The sequence below is a fragment of the Serratia sp. AXJ-M genome (assembly GCF_046531865.1).
GTDB lineage: Bacteria > Pseudomonadota > Gammaproteobacteria > Enterobacterales > Enterobacteriaceae > Serratia > Serratia liquefaciens.
Genome location: NZ_CP059394.1, coordinates 4825536 through 4843050, shown reverse-complemented (window position 1 = coordinate 4843050; position 17515 = coordinate 4825536). Strand labels below are relative to the sequence as shown.

Here is a 17515-nt window from a genome sequence, read left to right as displayed (position 1 = left end):
TGCCCGGCCATGCTATCGGTTAAAATTTAATGCAGCAGGCGCCCTGTTCGGCACCGGAAAGCTGGCTGCGTAATGCGCCGAACAGTTCACGGCCGCAGCCGATATGTTCGGCGCTCAGGTCCGGTTGGTATGGCGCTCGCTGGGCCAGAATGTCGGCATCGACCAGTAAAGCCAATTCACCGGTGCGGCCGTTTACGCGGATCACATCGCCGTCCTGCACCTTGGCCAGCATGCCGCCGGTATAGGCTTCCGGGGTCACGTGGATAGCGGAAGGGACCTTGCCGGAGGCGCCTGACAGGCGGCCATCGGTGACCAGCGCGACTTTAAATCCGCGGTCCATCAGCACGCCCAGCGGTGGCATCAGCTTGTGCAGTTCGGGCATGCCATTGGCCTGCGGCCCCTGGAAGCGAACCACCACCACGCAATCGCGATCCAGCTTGCCGGCTTCAAATGCCGGCACGATGTCATGCTGGCTGTCAAATATCACCGCCGGCGCTTCGATAATCTGATTGTCGGCCGGCACCGCCGAGGTTTTCATCACCGCGCGACCGAGGTTGCCTGCCAAAACCTTGGTGCCGCCGTGATGTTCGAAAGGCTCCGCCACGCTGGCGATAACCTGGGTATCGAGCGAGCTTTCCGCGCCCTCGCGCCAGGCCAACTGACCGTTATCCAGCCACGGCTCCTGGGTATAACGCGTCAGGCCAAAACCGGCCACGGTGTGTACGTCTTCGTGCAGCAGGCCGTGCTTTAGCAGTTCGCGCACCACCAGGGCGACGCCGCCAGATGCCTGGAACTGATTGATGTCCGCCGGGCCGTTCGGGTAGATACGGCACAGCAGCGGTACGGCGTCCGACAGTTCGGAGAAGTCGTCCCAGTTGATGATGATGCCGGCGGCGCGCGCCATCGCCACCATATGCATGGTCAGATTGGTGGAGCCGCCGGTGGCCAGCAGCGCAACGATGCCGTTAACCACCACCTTTTCATCCACCAGTTTGCCGATTGGCAGATAGTTGCCGGCGGTTTCGGTCAGGCGAGTGACCTGGCGTGCGGCAGCGTCGGTCAACGCATCGCGCAAAGGGGTGTCCGGGTGAACGAAGGAGGATCCCGGCAGGTGCAACCCCATCACTTCCATTACCATCTGGTTGGTGTTGGCGGTGCCGTAGAAGGTGCAGGTGCCGATGCCGTGATAAGAAGCGGCTTCGGCCTCCAACAGCGCCAGTCGATCGGCCTTGCCTTCGGCGTACAGCTGACGCACGCGCACTTTCTCTTTGTTCGGTAAGCCGCTGCTCATCGGGCCGGCAGGCACAAACAGCGACGGCAGATGGCCAAAGGACAGGGCGGACATCACCAGACCCGGCACGATTTTGTCGCAGATGCCGAGGAACAGCGCGCCGTCAAACATATTGTGTGACAGACCGATGGCTGAGGACATGGCGATCACGTCGCGGCTCATCAGCGACAGCTCCATACCATCCTGCCCCTGGGTCACGCCATCACACATCGCCGGTACGCCTCCGGCTACCTGACCGACCGCGCCCACGGCATGCAACGCCTGTTTCAGCCGCTGGGGATAGTTTTCGTAGGGCTGGTGGGCAGACAACATATCGTTATAAGCGCTGATGATGGCGATATCACTGCGCACCATGTTTTTCAGTGCGGTTTTGTCGTCCGGCTGACAGGCGGCAAAACCGTGCGCCAGATTACCGCAGGCCAGCTGTGCACGGTGCACGGTTTGGGAACGCGCCGCTTCAATGCGTGCCAGATAGGCGGCGCGGCTCTGTTTGGAACGGTCGATGATGCGTTGCGTGACACGGGATAGGGTGGGATTAAGCATACCTTCCTCACATGGCTATTGTTATAGACGCCGCCTGTGGCGGTGCCCCCGGTGGAATATTGCAGCCCTGATGTGCAAAGGCCGGGGGCGGTGTTATGTCGTTATCGTGATTTAAAACAGGGTGAAAGCGATCATGCCGATGATGCCACCCACGCTGCCAAGGATAGTTTCCATCACCGTCCAGGTTTTTAGCGTTTGCAGCTCATTGGCGCCGGTAAACTTGCCGAACAGCCAGAAACCGGCATCGTTGACGTGGCTGAGCACGATAGACCCCCCGGCAATACAGATAGCCAGCGCGGCCAGCTGCCCACCGCCGAGCCCCAACTGGCTGGTCACCGGCAGCACCAGGCCAACGGTGGTCAGGCAGGCAACGGTGGCGGAGCCTTGGATCACGCGTACCATAGCGGATAATGCAAAGGCGGCTACGGCGATCGGCAAACCGGTGCCAATCATGGCGTCACCCAGTGCCGGACCTACGCCGGAATCCACCAGGATTTGTTTGAATACGCCGCCTGCACCGGTCATCAGCAGGATGATCCCGGCGGGCTGCACTGCAGCCGAACAGATGGCCAGCGTTTGTTCGTTGGTCATGCCGCGCGGTTTTGCCAGCCCATAAATCACGATCAGGCAGGCGATTAAAATGGCGGTGAACGGATGGCCAATAAACTCCAGCCACTGCTGCAGCTGAGAACCTGGCGTGACCAGACGTGCACCAATGGTTTTCATGCCGACCAGCACCAGTGGGCAGAGTACCAGCGCCAGGCTAAAGCCAAATGACGGCAGGTTGCCTTTGTTGAGTGTCGGTTCGTTTTCGTCTGCCGGCATTGGCCAGTTAACGAAGCGGCTAATAAAGCTGCCGTACAATGGGCCTGCAATCAGCATGCCGAGGACGGCGGCGACCAGGCCGATGGCGATCATCCAGCCGAAGTCGGCTTTCATTTGCGCCGCCAGCAGCATTGGGACCGGCCCCGGCAGCAGGAAGGAAGCCGCAGCGGCGACGCCGGCGAACAAGGGAATGGCCAGCTTGACGATATTGCCGTCGGTGCGACGTGCGACGGCAAACACGATGCCGATCAGCAGTACCACCGCCACGTCAAAGAACAGCGGCAGGGCGCAGATCAACCCGGCGATACCGAGCGCGTAATGGGCTTTACTTTGGCCGAAACGTTTCAGCAAGTGTGCCGCAATTTGATCGAGTGCGCCGACCTCATGCAGTATCTTGCCGAACATGGCGCCCAGCGCCACGACGATCGCCAGGAAACCCAGCGTATCGCCCATGCCTTTTTGCATGGTATCGGCGATGCGGTCCAACGGCATGCCGGAAAAAATACCGGCAGCGATAGACACCAACATTAACGCGATGAAGGCATGCATGCGTGCCTTCATCACCAGAAACAGCAGTAATAGAACCGAGCCGACTGCAGTACCGACCAGCGTTACAGTATTCACGCGCACACGTCCTGTGGCAGGAAACTCTGGATATGTCGCACGGTATCGGCGATGACGGCTTCCAGCGGCTGGTTGATATCTACGGACATAACGTCGCTTTCGTCCGCGCCCGGTTGCTCCAGCGCCGCAAACTGCGTTACCAACATCTGTGGCTTGAAGAAGTGGCCGTTACGCGCAGCCAGGCGGGCTTCGATCACCGGAAAATCGCCGTGCAGGTAGATGAACGACAGATTGCCGTTACCGGCGCGCAGGCGATCGCGGTAGTGCTTTTTCAGCGCCGAACAGACAATGACCGAAACAGTATTGGTGCGTTGCATCGCAAAGGCAGCATCGTTGAGGGCAGCCAACCATGGGGCGCGATCGTCATCGTTCAGCGGTTCACCGGCGGCCATTTTCAGGATATTGCTGCGCGGGTGCAGAAAGTCACCGTCAAGAAACCCGGCAGACAGTTGGCGGGCCGCTGCGGCGGCCACGGCAGACTTGCCGCTGCCGGAAACGCCCATAATGACGTAAATACGGTTTTGATTATTGGTCATGGCTTAGCTCCAAAACGACAAGTGGCGTTACCTTGCATTATTTGTTACCGGTAACATGTTATCGGTAACATTGTCGAAGGAAGTTTCGCCGGTTGCAATCGGCTTCCGTTGGCAAAGTCATTATTTGTGATCGGCTTCAACTATTTCAGGCTGTCATCCAGACATGAAACCTCGTTGAAGTTGAGCAGTGAGCATGCGTCACGATGGGGATAATCGTCATGGAGAAAGGCTTGCGCAGCGACACTCTCTGCGCAAACCTGGGCATTTTTACGATGATGATTTTCGTCTGATGCGCCGGGTAATCAGCGCTGACGTTTATTTACTGCCTTGTTTTTGCGCTAACAGACGATCGACTTCCAGCTTGGCTTCGCGGAATTGTTTTTGATATTCGGGGCTGGCCTGGAGGCGAGCGAAAGCGCCGGCAGCAAGGAAACGACCCGCGTTGACATCACTTTCCCAATGTACGCCGCAGATCAGGCGACTACGACCAAACTCATAGCCTTTTTTCATTAACGGGGTTGCCAGCTGTGGCTCCATGGCGGTTAACGTCATGGCCCACATCATCCCGGTGACGGCATGACCGGAGGGATAAGAGCCGCCGTCGTTACTTAACGCGCTATGTTCCTTGGGCGTGCAACTATCGATACGTAATGCCGAGTAGGGCCGAATCCGGCTAAACGCTTTTTTGGTGTCATTGGAGGCGTAACCTGCATCGGTAAAAACACGGCTGAGGAGCAGGTGCAAATGAGGCGTATTTTTACGTGAAATAGTGATGCCCAGCGCCGGTGAAAATGCGCTGCCAATATGGTTGAAGGAGAGCTTGGCATCTTCGATCGCCAACTGGCCGCGTGGCGTATCGCGCAGCTGTCGTAATTCATGGAACGTTTCAATATCGCTTTTTGCTGCTGCGGAATGCTCTTTTGGCGGCGGCGGCAGAATTTTTGCGCCGTCAGGATAATCTGCCGGTGTCAGATAACCATTAATCCAACCTTTGATATAAGGGGAAAAACCCACGTTCGGGTAACCGATATCGCTATAATCGGTGCGCCAGGTTTCAGCAGGATCGTTATTGGGTGCGGTATCGTTGTTTGCGTGGGCCGCCGATAAAAATGCCGTAGAACCCAACAGTAATGCTAATACTGCAAAGCACTTTGAGCGGGTTGTGTTTTGATTATTCTCTATTTTCATTATTATTTCCCTGTGTTTTTATTGCGACTTTAGTCAGACATTCCGTTTAAAATATTCGGTTAATTAACGACGAACAACCCTAAAAAATACAAAATGTTCAGTAAAATACCGCATATTATGGTCGCCACTACCGGGGCGGCAATTTTCAATATAGGACGCCCCAGCGCTTCATTAAGGAAGTACAGGGCAGCTGTGATGCTAAAGCCGGTATAGCCCGCCATCTTGATAGAGGCGAAAATAGCGCCGATCAGCAAAGCAAATTCCATCAGCATGTTCATCGCATTGCGGATACTGTCTGAGGCATTACGAACCGAGGGATAGCTGCTTAACCAACGGCCGATAGTCCGCAACAACAGCACTTCCAACGTGATGGTCAGGGCACCTAAAATGGCCGCTAACCAGGGCGAGGGGGCCAGATAACCGACGGTAAAGACGAAGGTAAAACCGGCGACGGCGTACACCCCAGTGGCTAGCGCGGTGGTGGCGATGAGCGGAATAAAGCCCAAACCACGCATAAACTCAGCCAGCGCAGCTTGATTGACCAACGCAGCGGATTCTTCCGGAGATACGCCGGGGGCCCAGGCTTTTGCCAGCGTATAGATCGAAACCTCAGACCCTCCAAACAGCTTAAGGCTGGCAACCGTCGAGATTAGCGCACCGGTAATGGCGAGCAGCGGCAGATTCTTGATAATGCGAGAGGTTCTCTCCTCGAAAACAGAGGTGCCATGGTTTACTTCATGATGCTTGCGCTGTGAGATATCACGAAATATCGCAATCCCCAGCAGCATCACCATACCGACGAATATCTCAATCGACTCTGGAAAGAGTGAAGGATAAAAGCGCACGACAATGACGCGCGACATCAGTACGGCGACGGCGGCCAGCAGGCTATGGCGCCAGCCGAATTGATAGAAAATAGCCACCAGTGGGAACAGCGCGAAGGCCGAAATCACCGGGCTGGAAAGCTCGCCCAGTGAACCGAGGATATCCACGGGAAGCGCGGTCAGCAGGGTATTGATCGGCACCAAACTGGTCAGCACCAATACTCCCCAGGCCATGCCCAAAGCGAAAGCCAGGTAGCTGTTAAAGGCCAGTACGCCGATGATGTCGGTGGGTAAAAACAGCAACCAACTGTTCAACAGCCCGGTTGAGAGGGTAAAGGAGATCCCGACGGATGCGACGAAGCCGATGCTCAAACCAAATGCAATGCTGCCGGCTTCACGGCGATTCATATTCCCTTCGACCAATTGCGGCAGAATCGGACGAATACCGTCGTGAAATACGGCAACGGAACGATGAGAAAGCAGCGAGGTCATTCCCGTTAGCAAAGCGACAATAACAATATGCAAATACTGCTCCATGGATACCCCCTTAATTCAAATGACCCATCAGCATCGGGATGGCATGTTCAACATGTTCCACCGAAAGGCCAAAGGCCACTTTGCCTTCGTTGACCCATTTTATTATTTGTTCTTCTTTTGCCTGTATTCCCGGTTTGGCAATGGTGCAGCAGCGGTTATAACCGATAATCGCAATAGCGATGGATAACGCTGCACCGGCGCCGGTATTACAGGCGCCAATAAAGTAATCCAGTTCGCCACTTTTGACTTTACTGGCCGCTTCCATGTCATTTTGAATAAAGCACTCAAATTTACCGGGGGCGGCTGATTCGATAGCTTGTTTAATTTGCTCGCGTTGTAAACCTGCAATACCGATCTTTTTCATTATTCTTGTCCTCTGAAGAAAGTGTTTGGATTGGTGCACAGCATATGGTCAATATCTTGTTGTGGTATCCCAGCTTGCAGCAGCATGGGGACGAATCTATCAATGAGATAACTGAATCCCAGCCCGCCATTTGCGGCCAGGTGGGAACGTCGGGTGATATCCATGGAAAGCATTACCTGGCTCAATAGTCCGCGTTGAGAAAGTGCCAGCAATGTCGCCACGCGCTTTTCGTCCGGGTAGTAATCGTTTTTGCCGATAGTGTCGAATTGAATAAAAGCGCCGGTTTCAGTAATCCTCAGCAAGGTGTCCAACTGATCGCGTAAATCGCAGTGGCCAATAACAATACGTTCGGCGGATACACCATGGCGCATTAATAGCTGCAACTGCTCCAATCCCATGGTGCTGAAACTGGTATGCGTAGAGATGGGTTTTCCGGTGGCTAAATGTGCCAGGGCAGCAGCATGGAATACTTTCTCTTCCGTTGGGGTAATGGTGCCTTCGCTGCTGCCAATTTCTGCAATTACGCTGGCGCGAAGCGTTGTGCCGTCAATGCCGTGCTCAATCTCGTCGATCATTTCTTGCGCCAACTGCTGCGCGCTGCGCTGAGCAACATGTGGCGGATAGAAATCCTGTTGGTAGTAACCGGTTGATGCCAGGATGTTTATGCCGGTTTCTTGCATCAAATCCAGCATAAATTGAGGATTACGCCCCATATAGCGGTTCGTGACCTCAACCAGGTTCAATACGCCTTTATTGACCAGCGTTTTCATTTCATCCACGAGGAGTGCGTAACAATCCAATCGGCAATCAATATTCTGTTTGAACGGCGACAGATCAATATGCAGATGTTCGTGCGCATAGGTATAGCCACGTCGATCAAATTGCGATGAAGGATTCATGGTTGTCCCTTATTCATTTGCGGGAAGAACGAATGGCCGTTTTGAGGTGCCGGAGCGCCAAATGCGTCGCAGACCGTAGCCCCGACATCAGCCAGGGTTGAGCGTTCGCCCAAATAGACGCCTTGAACGCCGGGGCGCCAGAAGAGTAATGGCACTTTTTCTCGGGTATGGCGCGAGTGACCAATCGTCGGGTCATTTCCATGGTCGGCCATCACCACCAGGGCGTCATCTTGACCGAGTCGAGCCAGTAATTGCGCCAGGTAACCGTCAACGACTTGTAATCGCTCAGCGTAGCGATCGCTGTTTTCGGCATGGCCGGCCAGATCTGTTTCCTGGATATTGGTGCAGATAAAGGCCTGTCCCGGCAGTTCGACCGCCTGCAAGGTCAATTGCATGATCTCTTCCGAATCTGAAATACCCTGATAATTTGTTCCGTGAGGATTGATGACGATATCTGCGACTTTGCCGATTAACACCGTGGGCACGCCTGATGAGTGCAAACTGGCGGCGGTTTGCTGGCTTGCATCGACGCCATAACCGAGATGGACAACGGTAAAGCCATGGCCATAGACGCCTGACTTGGGGGCATTGATCCCGACATAGCGCTTTGCGCGGGTTTCGGCGGCATTGTGCAAAGCGGCATTACTGCCAATGTTGCCGCCAAAGACAATCACCCGGCCGACGTGAACCTGGCTGCGAACGATGTCACCAATGGTGCGAACGGTGGCGAAATCAATGGCATCCAAATTGGCAGTCACATTATAAACCTGGCCGGGATCGGTCTCGAGGTTATCGCCGATGGCGACGCATCCGTTAATTCGCAGGTAGCATAAACCATCCTCGACCGCGACACGTTCAACCTGGTACCCGGCCTTATTGAGCGCCGAAGCCACCTGTTCCCTGACCTGAGAAAAGGGCATCAATAACGGGATGTCAGGGCGAGTGCCCATGATTTCCTGATGCCCCATAAAGGAGTCGGCCCCCTGATGCTGCAAATTTGCGTTGCCGTAGTTTGCCGCCGGATTGGGGTGCATGACATTGTCTGGCTGATATCCCAAAGCGTTAATCAGGCCCAGCTTCTCTAATGCCGGCAGCCGTAGCAGGCCGTATTTTTGCAAGATGTGGCCGCAGGTATTGGCCCCAATATCAAGAGGGCGCTGGTGGGCGACATCGTCCATGGCGCCGATACCGAAGCCATCTAAAACAATAACCACAAATTTTTTCACCGGGCATCTCCTGAATGGCTGAGTCTGTTACCTTGGCTGTCGAATACCCCGGCAAGCTGCGGGGCACCCCGCGAAATACCGCACACCATGGCGACGTCGCTGCGGGTAACGAAAATTTGTGTGCGAAAACACATGATGACTACGCTACCAATAGGGAAGGTCCCGCGTAGCCCCAGGTAATAATCAATACTGTGGTCCTCCGGCGGCACCACTTCGGTTTGGCTCATCTGACCATCAGGGGTGAACACCAGCGCGTGTTGGACGTGGCTGCGGCGATAGTGCCCGCCGCCATAACAAAAACTGAGCTCTTTATAATGATGAGATATTTCAGTCAGATATAGCATTGCCAGGCGTTCTGGCTCAGTACCAAAAACGTTCGCCGGGAAGGTTCCTGTGAATGCGTGCCCCGGCTCAATGTGGGTCACGCCAAGCTGTGCGAGCATCGGCAACGACGAGCAGCTATTGGCGGAGGGGGCATTGATTTGGCATATCTGGAAGCCGGCCTGACGCAGGCGAGCCACAGCTTCAATCAGGGTGGCAAAGTTGGGGGTTGTCTGTGGGATATCGCCGGCCTTGTGGCTAAGCAGGCAAGGGAAATGGGTGACGCCGACCACCTGTACATGCCCCAGCTGTGCTATTTGTCTGGCGGCGGCCACGACATCATCAAGCAGAAAGCCGCCCTCTTGCCCAGGGTAGAGGAGGTCGCCTTCCTGATAGACTTTCAGCAATAAAGATTGCGTGATGCCTATTTTTTTTGCCTGTTCAGCGACGCTGCGGGCTTTTTCAACCGAAAAGACGGTGATCGCTTCTGGCCGCTGCTTCAGAATGGCGGCGATCTCACCGTCAGGGATCTGGACAAGATGCCCTGCGTGGCACAAGGGAACGCGATGCTGCATTAGCTGCTGCGCTTCTTTGAAATCGACAGCGGCGGCGCCCGGAAAACCCTGATTGATAATGCGTTGGCATAACCAAGGGTTACGGCCAAATTGTTTGCTCATGACATAAGGCGTCAGGTGATGCTGCTGAGCGATTTGCAATATGTGTCGGGCGTTTTCCTCTACGGTATCAACATCGATCACGTAGCTATCCGGGCGAAGGATTCGCTGTTGCCACAGTGATACGGCAGTGCCGATCAGCGCAGGATTCTGACGTTGTAATGCAGTAATAAACATCGTTCCCTTTACTCCTGGTTTGTCATCCTTGTGGAAAATATTCATTTATTTGAATATTTAAGAGAAATTATTCATGGCGATTATGCTTTGCTCAAGCTGTACCAATTGACCAGCAGGTAGCCTTCTTCATCGGGGTGGAGTTCGAGGGTAAAGTTTTTCATCAGGGCATTATTGAGCTCGCGCAACACTTCCAATTTCCCTGCTTCCGCTATTTCCGCCAATATTTCGTTGTCCAACGGTGAGACGGTTTGCTGCTGCCGGCAACGCATTAGTGCATTGGCCATGTGTGCGATCGCCAACCAGCCTTGCTCTGCGGGTAAGGGGCATTGGCAATGCTGTTGCAGTTGTTCGACGACGGCCAGCATTCCCTGATAAATGTCTTCATCAATCACTTTGGCTTGTCGCAGCGTGTTCAGGCCCTGGTGTATCATTTTATATCCTCATTTTTTTGAATATATAAATGAAATGGTAAGTGAGCGCATAACGGACGACAACGGGGAAGCGATTATTACTTGAACAAGATCACAAATTATAATGAGGCGCCATACCCGACGCCTGCCAAACTCATACCAGATTTACTGGTCATAAGGCGTACTGTAGCCGCCAAAATCATAGACATACTGCAATATGGCCGTTTTGTTCTCATCAGCATGATTTTCATGCTTGACCAACAGGGCGATAACGCCTTCCGCCCCACGTAAATGAGCGCCGGCCAGTAAGCCGGATAAAGTGAGGGTTACCTCATCAGGACGGCCACCGGGTGGGGCTAATTTGGGCTGGCATTCACTCCAGCATAGCGTACTCCCCAGATAATCATTCAGGGTTTTGCCATGGTCGGCTAACTGCAAAACAATATTTTGGTATTTATTGTCGAAATGGTCGAGGGCAATAAATTCTTGCTTATCTGGATCGATAACATCGGTGAAAGAATTGATGCCATGTTTGCCGGTAAATGTCCCCTTCCAGGTATTCACGTCGGTAACATGGATTTTCCCGCCCGGAAGATCCATTATTTTTTCTCGCACTCCATTGGACCAATTGCTGACGTCGACATCTGAATAGTACATGGGGAGCTGTTCATTATCATAATGGGAGTAATAACCAAGATCCCAAAGGTCATGCTCACTGAATTGATAACCGACAAAACCCAGATAATTCATCACAGCATACTGCATCTGGCGAAACATCTCAGGATCGCTGGAGCCACGCGTATAGAGTTTATCAATGCCAAGCTTAATGAAATAGCCTTTTATTGACGTGGTGCTGTGCAGGGGAACGCCATTTTTATCGCGAATTACGCGACCTGGATACTCAACTTGTTGATAGGTTACTGCTTTGTCATCTTCGTAATGCTTGTCATAATAGTCGGCATCTTTAGGATCAATAGAGCATTCAAAGGTTCTTATTGCCGTTAGAAAATCAGTGTAGTCACCGTGATTATATTTATCTTCGCGTTTCATTTTCACATTCCTTATCTCTATTCCTGACACATTGGATATGATTCCGGAACAAACTAACGCGGTTATTTTATACCTCTTTAAAGGTATTAATATGGCATGAAGGGTTTTATTATCGGAAAGCTGTAAATAACGGCTGGCATTAATTATATACAAAGCCTAATCAGTAAAAAGGTTCTTCCTTTCCCGAAACGACATTTTTCTGGTGTTGCAGCAGTTGCTTCTTGTCAACCTGACGTGCCACAAGACGCTGAATGAGAGCGTCATCGCTGCGAATAAGCAGCACGGCTTCAGAGGCTTGAATATAGGAAGGGTGACCTTGCAAGGGGATCGCGCCCAGGGTGTCACTGGCAAAGTTCTGCACCAGGTTCCAGATAGCTGAATCAATATTGCCTTTTTCTATTTGGTTTAAACAGTCGTGATAAGGCGTATCGACATATTCGATCTCTTGCCCCTGGAAATAGAGTTCGGACAATTGACGTTGATCTGGCGAGCGAGGATCCAGGCCCACACGACGGATGCTGTTTTCTTCGCCACGGCGGTAAACCATCTGGTGGCCTGAAACATAGGATCCCGCGCCTAACTCCAGCGCAATACGGGCTTTGCCCTCCTGTAAGACCTGTCTGGCGGCCAGATGGGATACGACGGCCATATCGTAGATACCATCCAGCAGGCATTCGATACGTACGCTGGCTCCGCGCATATGCGCGTAGTAAAGCGGTATTTGCCCAAACTGTATTTTCAGACCGCTGGCTAAGCCCTCATAAAGTTTGGTGTAGGGCAGTGGCATCGCACAAACAATATTGCCAATATCGGCCTGGGTAAGGAGCGCCTGATAGTTTAACTGTTTTAATTGCGTCCCGTTGCGGCCGCGCCGTTCCAACTGAATGCAGCCACTGCTTTCCAGCGATTTAAGTGCGTTTTGCACAATGCCGACGGAAAGGCCAAAACTTTCAGAGAGTTCATCGATAGTGCGTAACCGGTTCATCGGCTTCTCATCCAGCAAATATCTGGCGAGTTGGATAAGCGCAATACCTTCTTTCTTAATGAATTTATCTCTCATTGGCGGCTCGTTGGGGGCGATAAAACGTCTAATATTCGATTATTTGAAGGTTTAATGCAACGGCATTGCTCCACTTTAACGTACGCCACCGTATTCCAGGCTGATCTCTTTTGCGGCATGGATCACCAAGGCGCCCAGCTCAATCACGCGGTTGTCGGTGATGCGCGATACGGGGCCGGAAATCGAAATGGCAGCGAAGGCTTCGCGGTGCTCGTCAAAAATGCAGGCCGCCACGCAGCGCAGACCCAGCGCATGCTCTTCATCGTCAAACGAGAAACCCTGCTTGCGGATCTGCGCCAGCCCTTCCTTCAGGTTGTGCGGCGTCAGCGTATGCTGGGTATAGGTTTGCATGCCCTTTTTATGCAGCAATTTGGTGACCTGATCGTCCGGCAGGGTGGACAGAAAGGCTTTGCCGGCACCGGAGGCGTGCATCGGCAGTTTGCCGCCGATGGGCGCAGACATGCGCATCAGCGCGGTGCATTGCACCTGGTCGATAATTATCGCCTGGTACTCGCTGGTATCCAGTACCGCCAGGTTAACCGTTTCGCCAGACTCTTCCATCAGGCGACGCAGCGTGGGGTGCACCATCGCCAGCAGATTACGGCTTTGCAGAAAACTGCTGCCCACCACAAAGGCGTGTGAACCTATAGTCCACAGACCCAGATCGCCGACCTGACGCACGAACCCTTGCTGTTGCATGGTGGAAAGCAGACGGTGAGTGGTGGAGTTCGGTAACCCCGCCTGTTGGGCCAGATCGGTCAGCGCCACGTTACCCTGGGCTTCGGCAATGTATTCCAATAATTTCAGGCCACGGGTCAGCGACTGTACCTGACCGGTTGCCGCACTGGCGCTTGGAGATGCAGCGCGGGGCTTCTTGCCACGTTTGGCGGGAACGGGGGTGACCATGATTCACATTCCTTTTTCCGTATGATGGAATTCATTTTCGTTTTTTACGTGTGAAATGCAAGCCGTCAATCAGCTCATCGGATGTGTTGCCAGACAACCTGAAAAACTCTCAATAACCGCTCGCCCCTTTAGCGGCACAACCTGTGCTAGGATGACCGATACCCGTCGTCTTTCAAGCCGCAGCGTTGTTGCCTGCACGTGTTCACCCCAGTCACTTACCTTAGTAAGCTCCAGGGGATGAACAGGCTGGGCGCCTAGCCGCAACTTGAAATCCCTAGGGTATGGGTGATGGTGACATAGTGACCCGGTAATTTTACATAGGGGTCAATATAGCAGTGGCTTGAAAGATAAAGGGGATAGGGGTGGTGAATCGAGTAGAACAACTGCGCCGGCAGTTAGCGCAGCGAATTTTAGTGTTGGACGGCGGCATGGGCACCATGATCCAAAGCTACCGTCTGGAAGAGAGCGACTTTCGCGGTGAGCGTTTTGCCGACTGGCAAAGCGATCTGAAAGGCAATAACGACCTGCTGGTGCTGACCAAGCCCGAGGTCATTACCGCCATTCACTACGGCTATCTGGAAGCGGGAGCCGACATCCTCGAAACCAATACCTTCAACTCCACCTCCATCGCCATGGCCGACTACCATATGGAGTCGCTGTCCGCCGAGATTAACTATCAGGCCGCCTGCCTGGCACGTGCCTGCGCAGACGAATGGACTGCGCGTACCCCAGAGCAGCCGCGCTATGTGGCCGGGGTGCTGGGGCCGACCAACCGCACCGCCTCTATTTCGCCGAACGTCAACGATCCGGCTTTTCGTAACGTTTCTTTCGACGAACTGGTGGAAGCCTACCGCGAGTCGACGCGTGCGCTGGTGGAGGGCGGTGTCGATCTGATCATGATCGAAACCATCTTCGATACCCTGAACGCCAAGGCCGCCGCCTTCGCGGTGGAAACCGAATTCGAAGCCTTGGGCGTTTCGCTGCCGATCATGATTTCCGGCACCATCACCGATGCTTCCGGCCGAACCCTGTCCGGTCAAACCACCGAAGCCTTCTATAACTCGATGCGCCACGTCAAACCGCTGAGCTTTGGCCTGAACTGTGCGCTGGGGCCGGATGAACTGCGTCAATACGTTGCCGAACTGTCGCGTATATCGGAAAGCTACGTCACTGCACACCCCAATGCCGGTTTACCTAATGCGTTCGGTGAATACGATCTGGATGCGCAAGAGATGGCGAGGCAGGTTGGGGAGTGGGCGCAAGCCGGCTTCCTGAATATCATCGGTGGCTGCTGCGGTACCACGCCGGAGCACATTGCTGCCATGGCCAAGGCCGTGGCGGGCGTGCCACCGCGCAAACTGCCGGAGATCTCGGTGGCCTGCCGTCTGGCGGGGCTGGAGCCGCTAAACATCGATGCCAAAACGTTGTTCGTCAACGTGGGTGAGCGTACCAACGTGACCGGCTCGGCACGCTTTAAGCGGCTGATCAAAGAAGAGAAATACAGCGAAGCGTTGGCGGTTGCTCGCCAGCAGGTGGAAAGCGGCGCCCAGATTATCGACATCAACATGGATGAGGGGATGCTCGACGCGGAAGCGGCGATGGTGCGTTTTCTCAACCTGATCGCCGGTGAGCCGGATATCGCCCGGGTGCCGATCATGATCGACTCCTCCAAATGGTCGGTGATCGAAAAAGGCCTGAAGTGCATTCAGGGCAAAGGCATCGTTAACTCCATCTCGATGAAAGAGGGCGAAGAGGCCTTTATTCATCATGCCAAGCTGGTGCGTCGTTACGGTGCCGCGGTGGTGGTGATGGCGTTTGACGAAGTGGGCCAGGCCGACACGCGCGAGCGCAAATTCGAGATTTGCCGCCGTGCCTATAAAATTCTGACCGAGCGCGTCGGCTTCCCGCCGGAAGACATTATTTTCGACCCGAATATTTTCGCCGTTGCTACCGGTATTGAAGAGCATAACAACTACGCCGTCGACTTTATCGAAGCCTGTGCCGACATCAAAACTCACCTGCCGCACGCGATGATTTCCGGCGGCGTGTCCAACGTGTCGTTTTCATTCCGCGGCAACGATCCTGTACGCGAAGCGATCCACGCGGTGTTCCTGTATCACGCGATCCGCAACGGCATGGACATGGGGATCGTTAACGCCGGGCAGTTGGCGATCTACGACGATCTGACGGCTGAGCTGCGCGATGCGGTGGAAGACGTGATCCTCAACCGTCGTGACGACGGGACCGAACGGCTGCTGGAACTGGCGGAGAAATACCGCGGCAGCAAAGACAACGAAGTGGCGGTGCAGCAGGCGGAATGGCGCGGCTGGCCGGTCGAAAAACGACTGGAATACTCGCTGGTAAAAGGCATCACCGAGTTTATCGAGCTCGATACCGAAGAGGCCCGACAGAGGGCGGATCGCCCGATCGAAGTGATCGAAGGGCCACTGATGGCGGGCATGAACGTCGTCGGCGATCTGTTCGGCGAAGGTAAGATGTTCCTGCCGCAGGTGGTGAAATCCGCCCGCGTGATGAAACAGGCGGTGGCCTATCTGGAGCCGTACATTGAGGCCAGCAAGCAAAAGGGCTCAACGGCAGGCAAAATCCTGCTGGCGACGGTGAAGGGCGACGTGCACGACATTGGCAAGAATATCGTTGGCGTGGTGCTGCAGTGCAACAACTATGAAATTGTCGATCTGGGCGTGATGGTGCCGACGGAGAAAATCCTGAAAACCGCGCGCGAGCAAAATGTGGATATTATCGGCCTGTCCGGACTGATCACCCCGTCGTTGGACGAGATGGTCAACGTGGCGAAAGAGATGGAGCGTCAGGGCTTTACCCTGCCGCTGCTGATCGGCGGCGCTACCACCTCCAAGGCCCATACTGCGGTGAAGATTGAGCAGAATTACAGCGGCTCAACCACCTACGTACAAAATGCCTCGCGTACCGTGGGCGTGGTGTCGGCATTGCTTTCCGACGCTCAGCGCGACGATTTTGTGGCGCGAACCCGTAAAGAATACGAAACCGTCCGCATTCAGCACGCACGTAAGAAACCGCGAACTCCGCCGGTTGACCTGCAGAAAGCGCGCGCGAATGCCATGGTGCTGGACTGGGAAAATTATCAGCCACCGGTACCGAAGCAACTGGGCGTTTACCCGGTCGAAGCCAGTATCGAGACGCTGCGGCATTACATCGACTGGACGCCGTTCTTTATGACCTGGTCGCTGGCGGGCAAATACCCGCGCATTCTGGAAGATGAAGTGGTGGGGGAAGAAGCCAAGCGGCTGTTTGCTGACGCCAACCAGATGCTGGATATGCTGGCCGCTAACGGCAGCCTCAACCCGCGCGGCGTTTATGGCCTGTTCCCGGCTAACCGGGTCGGTGACGATGTCGAAGTTTATCGCGACGAAAATCGCGATGAGGTGCTGGTGGTCAGCCGCCATCTGCGCCAGCAGACCGAAAAAACCGACTTCCCGAACTACTGCCTGGCCGACTTCGTCGCGCCGAAAAGCAGCGGTAAGGCCGACTACTTCGGGGCTTTCGCAGTGACCGGTGGGTTGGAAGAGGATGAACTGGCGGCGGCCTATGACGCGCAGCACGATGATTACAATAAAATCATGGTGAAGGCGCTGTCCGACCGTTTGGCGGAGGCTTTCGCCGAGTACCTGCATGAACAGGTGCGCAAGGTGCACTGGGGCTTTGCCAGCGACGAGAACCTGAGTAACGAAGAGCTGATCCGCGAAAATTACCAGGGCATTCGTCCGGCGCCGGGGTATCCGGCCTGTCCGGAGCACACCGAGAAAGCGGAGATCTGGCGACTGCTGGACGTTAACCGTCATACCGGCATGGAATTGACTGAGTCCTTCGCCATGTGGCCGGGGGCGGCGGTATCCGGTTGGTACTTCAGCCACCCGCAAAGCAAATATTTCGCGGTGGCGCAGATCCAGCGCGATCAGGTTGAAGATTATGCGGCGCGCAAAGGCATGAGCGTCGGCGAGGTTGAGCGCTGGTTAGCGCCTAATCTCGGTTACGACGCCGACTGATCCTTTCTTGATGGGCG

14 protein-coding genes are annotated in these 17515 nt (G+C 54.5%); 1 reads left to right on the top strand and 13 read right to left on the bottom strand.

Annotation, left to right across the window (positions count from 1 at the left end):
- Nucleotides 1–19 precede the first annotated feature (19 nt).
- The 13 genes from edd to iclR form a co-directional block, all read right to left on the bottom strand.
- Complete coding sequence (gene edd, locus H0S68_RS22520) at nucleotides 20–1834, bottom strand: phosphogluconate dehydratase (RefSeq protein ID WP_410529033.1); 1815 nt, start codon at nucleotides 1832–1834, stop codon at nucleotides 20–22.
- Nucleotides 1835–1945: 111 nt separating this feature from the next.
- On the bottom strand, nucleotides 1946–3283 hold the full coding sequence (gntU, locus tag H0S68_RS22515) for a gluconate transporter (RefSeq protein WP_410529032.1): 1338 nt from the start codon (nucleotides 3281–3283) through the stop codon (nucleotides 1946–1948).
- The gene (gene gntK, locus H0S68_RS22510) at nucleotides 3280–3819 is read right to left on the bottom strand and encodes a gluconokinase (protein WP_020837209.1); all 540 of its coding nucleotides are present in this window, start codon (nucleotides 3817–3819) and stop codon (nucleotides 3280–3282) included. Before gntK ends, gntU begins: the two co-directional genes overlap by 4 nt.
- 315 nt (nucleotides 3820–4134) lie before the next feature.
- Nucleotides 4135–5007 (bottom strand): acid phosphatase, encoded by an 873-nt coding sequence (locus tag H0S68_RS22505; protein ID WP_020837208.1) that lies wholly within the window; start codon nucleotides 5005–5007, stop codon nucleotides 4135–4137.
- Nucleotides 5008–5066: 59 nt separating this feature from the next.
- Nucleotides 5067–6368, bottom strand: coding sequence for a YhfT family protein (locus H0S68_RS22500; RefSeq protein WP_128864481.1), 1302 nt, complete (start codon nucleotides 6366–6368; stop codon nucleotides 5067–5069).
- A gap of 10 nt (nucleotides 6369–6378) precedes the next feature.
- On the bottom strand, nucleotides 6379–6732 hold the full coding sequence (locus H0S68_RS22495; RefSeq protein ID WP_020837206.1) for a DUF2620 domain-containing protein: 354 nt from the start codon (nucleotides 6730–6732) through the stop codon (nucleotides 6379–6381).
- On the bottom strand, nucleotides 6732–7631 hold the full coding sequence (locus H0S68_RS22490; RefSeq protein WP_130015880.1) for a phosphotriesterase-related protein: 900 nt from the start codon (nucleotides 7629–7631) through the stop codon (nucleotides 6732–6734). The genes H0S68_RS22495 and H0S68_RS22490 overlap by 1 nt, the downstream gene beginning before the upstream one ends.
- Entirely contained in the window at nucleotides 7628–8857 is a 1230-nt protein-coding gene (locus H0S68_RS22485) for a phosphopentomutase (protein WP_201895945.1), read from the bottom strand. The genes H0S68_RS22490 and H0S68_RS22485 overlap by 4 nt, the downstream gene beginning before the upstream one ends.
- On the bottom strand, nucleotides 8854–10029 hold the full coding sequence (locus H0S68_RS22480; protein ID WP_020837203.1) for a YhfX family PLP-dependent enzyme: 1176 nt from the start codon (nucleotides 10027–10029) through the stop codon (nucleotides 8854–8856). Before H0S68_RS22480 ends, H0S68_RS22485 begins: the two co-directional genes overlap by 4 nt.
- Before the next feature lie 80 nt (nucleotides 10030–10109).
- The gene (locus H0S68_RS22475) at nucleotides 10110–10460 is read right to left on the bottom strand and encodes a hypothetical protein (protein WP_020837202.1); all 351 of its coding nucleotides are present in this window, start codon (nucleotides 10458–10460) and stop codon (nucleotides 10110–10112) included.
- A gap of 144 nt (nucleotides 10461–10604) precedes the next feature.
- Entirely contained in the window at nucleotides 10605–11489 is an 885-nt protein-coding gene (locus H0S68_RS22470; protein WP_410529031.1) for a hypothetical protein, read from the bottom strand.
- A gap of 160 nt (nucleotides 11490–11649) precedes the next feature.
- Nucleotides 11650–12549: a GntR family transcriptional regulator YhfZ gene (gene yhfZ / locus H0S68_RS22465; RefSeq protein ID WP_142816277.1), complete on the bottom strand. Its 900-nt coding sequence runs from the start codon at nucleotides 12547–12549 to the stop codon at nucleotides 11650–11652.
- 75 nt (nucleotides 12550–12624) lie between these two features.
- Nucleotides 12625–13455 (bottom strand): glyoxylate bypass operon transcriptional repressor IclR, encoded by an 831-nt coding sequence (iclR, locus tag H0S68_RS22460; protein ID WP_020837199.1) that lies wholly within the window; start codon nucleotides 13453–13455, stop codon nucleotides 12625–12627.
- A gap of 362 nt (nucleotides 13456–13817) precedes the next feature.
- On the opposite strand from iclR, the gene metH reads away from it, so the two are divergent.
- On the top strand, nucleotides 13818–17498 hold the full coding sequence (metH, locus tag H0S68_RS22455; protein ID WP_410529030.1) for a methionine synthase: 3681 nt from the start codon (nucleotides 13818–13820) through the stop codon (nucleotides 17496–17498).
- Nucleotides 17499–17515: the final 17 nt, after the last annotated feature.

Bases quoted from the DNA above. Each gene is read 5' to 3' on its own strand.
- H0S68_RS22490 (WP_130015880.1), bottom strand. From the start codon at position 7,631: ATGAATCCTTCATCGCAATTTGATCGACGTGGCTATACCTATGCGCAC.
- H0S68_RS22505 (WP_020837208.1), bottom strand. From the start codon at position 5,007: ATGAAAATAGAGAATAATCAAAACACAACCCGCTCAAAGTGCTTTGCA.
- H0S68_RS22480 (WP_020837203.1), bottom strand. From the start codon at position 10,029: ATGTTTATTACTGCATTACAACGTCAGAATCCTGCGCTGATCGGCACT.
- H0S68_RS22470 (WP_410529031.1), bottom strand. From the start codon at position 11,489: ATGAAACGCGAAGATAAATATAATCACGGTGACTACACTGATTTTCTA.
- H0S68_RS22495 (WP_020837206.1), bottom strand. From the start codon at position 6,732: ATGAAAAAGATCGGTATTGCAGGTTTACAACGCGAGCAAATTAAACAA.
- H0S68_RS22475 (WP_020837202.1), bottom strand. From the start codon at position 10,460: ATGATACACCAGGGCCTGAACACGCTGCGACAAGCCAAAGTGATTGAT.
- yhfZ (WP_142816277.1), bottom strand. From the start codon at position 12,549: ATGAGAGATAAATTCATTAAGAAAGAAGGTATTGCGCTTATCCAACTC.
- H0S68_RS22500 (WP_128864481.1), bottom strand. From the start codon at position 6,368: ATGGAGCAGTATTTGCATATTGTTATTGTCGCTTTGCTAACGGGAATG.
- gntK (WP_020837209.1), bottom strand. From the start codon at position 3,819: ATGACCAATAATCAAAACCGTATTTACGTCATTATGGGCGTTTCCGGC.
- iclR (WP_020837199.1), bottom strand. From the start codon at position 13,455: ATGGTCACCCCCGTTCCCGCCAAACGTGGCAAGAAGCCCCGCGCTGCA.
- edd (WP_410529033.1), bottom strand. From the start codon at position 1,834: ATGCTTAATCCCACCCTATCCCGTGTCACGCAACGCATCATCGACCGT.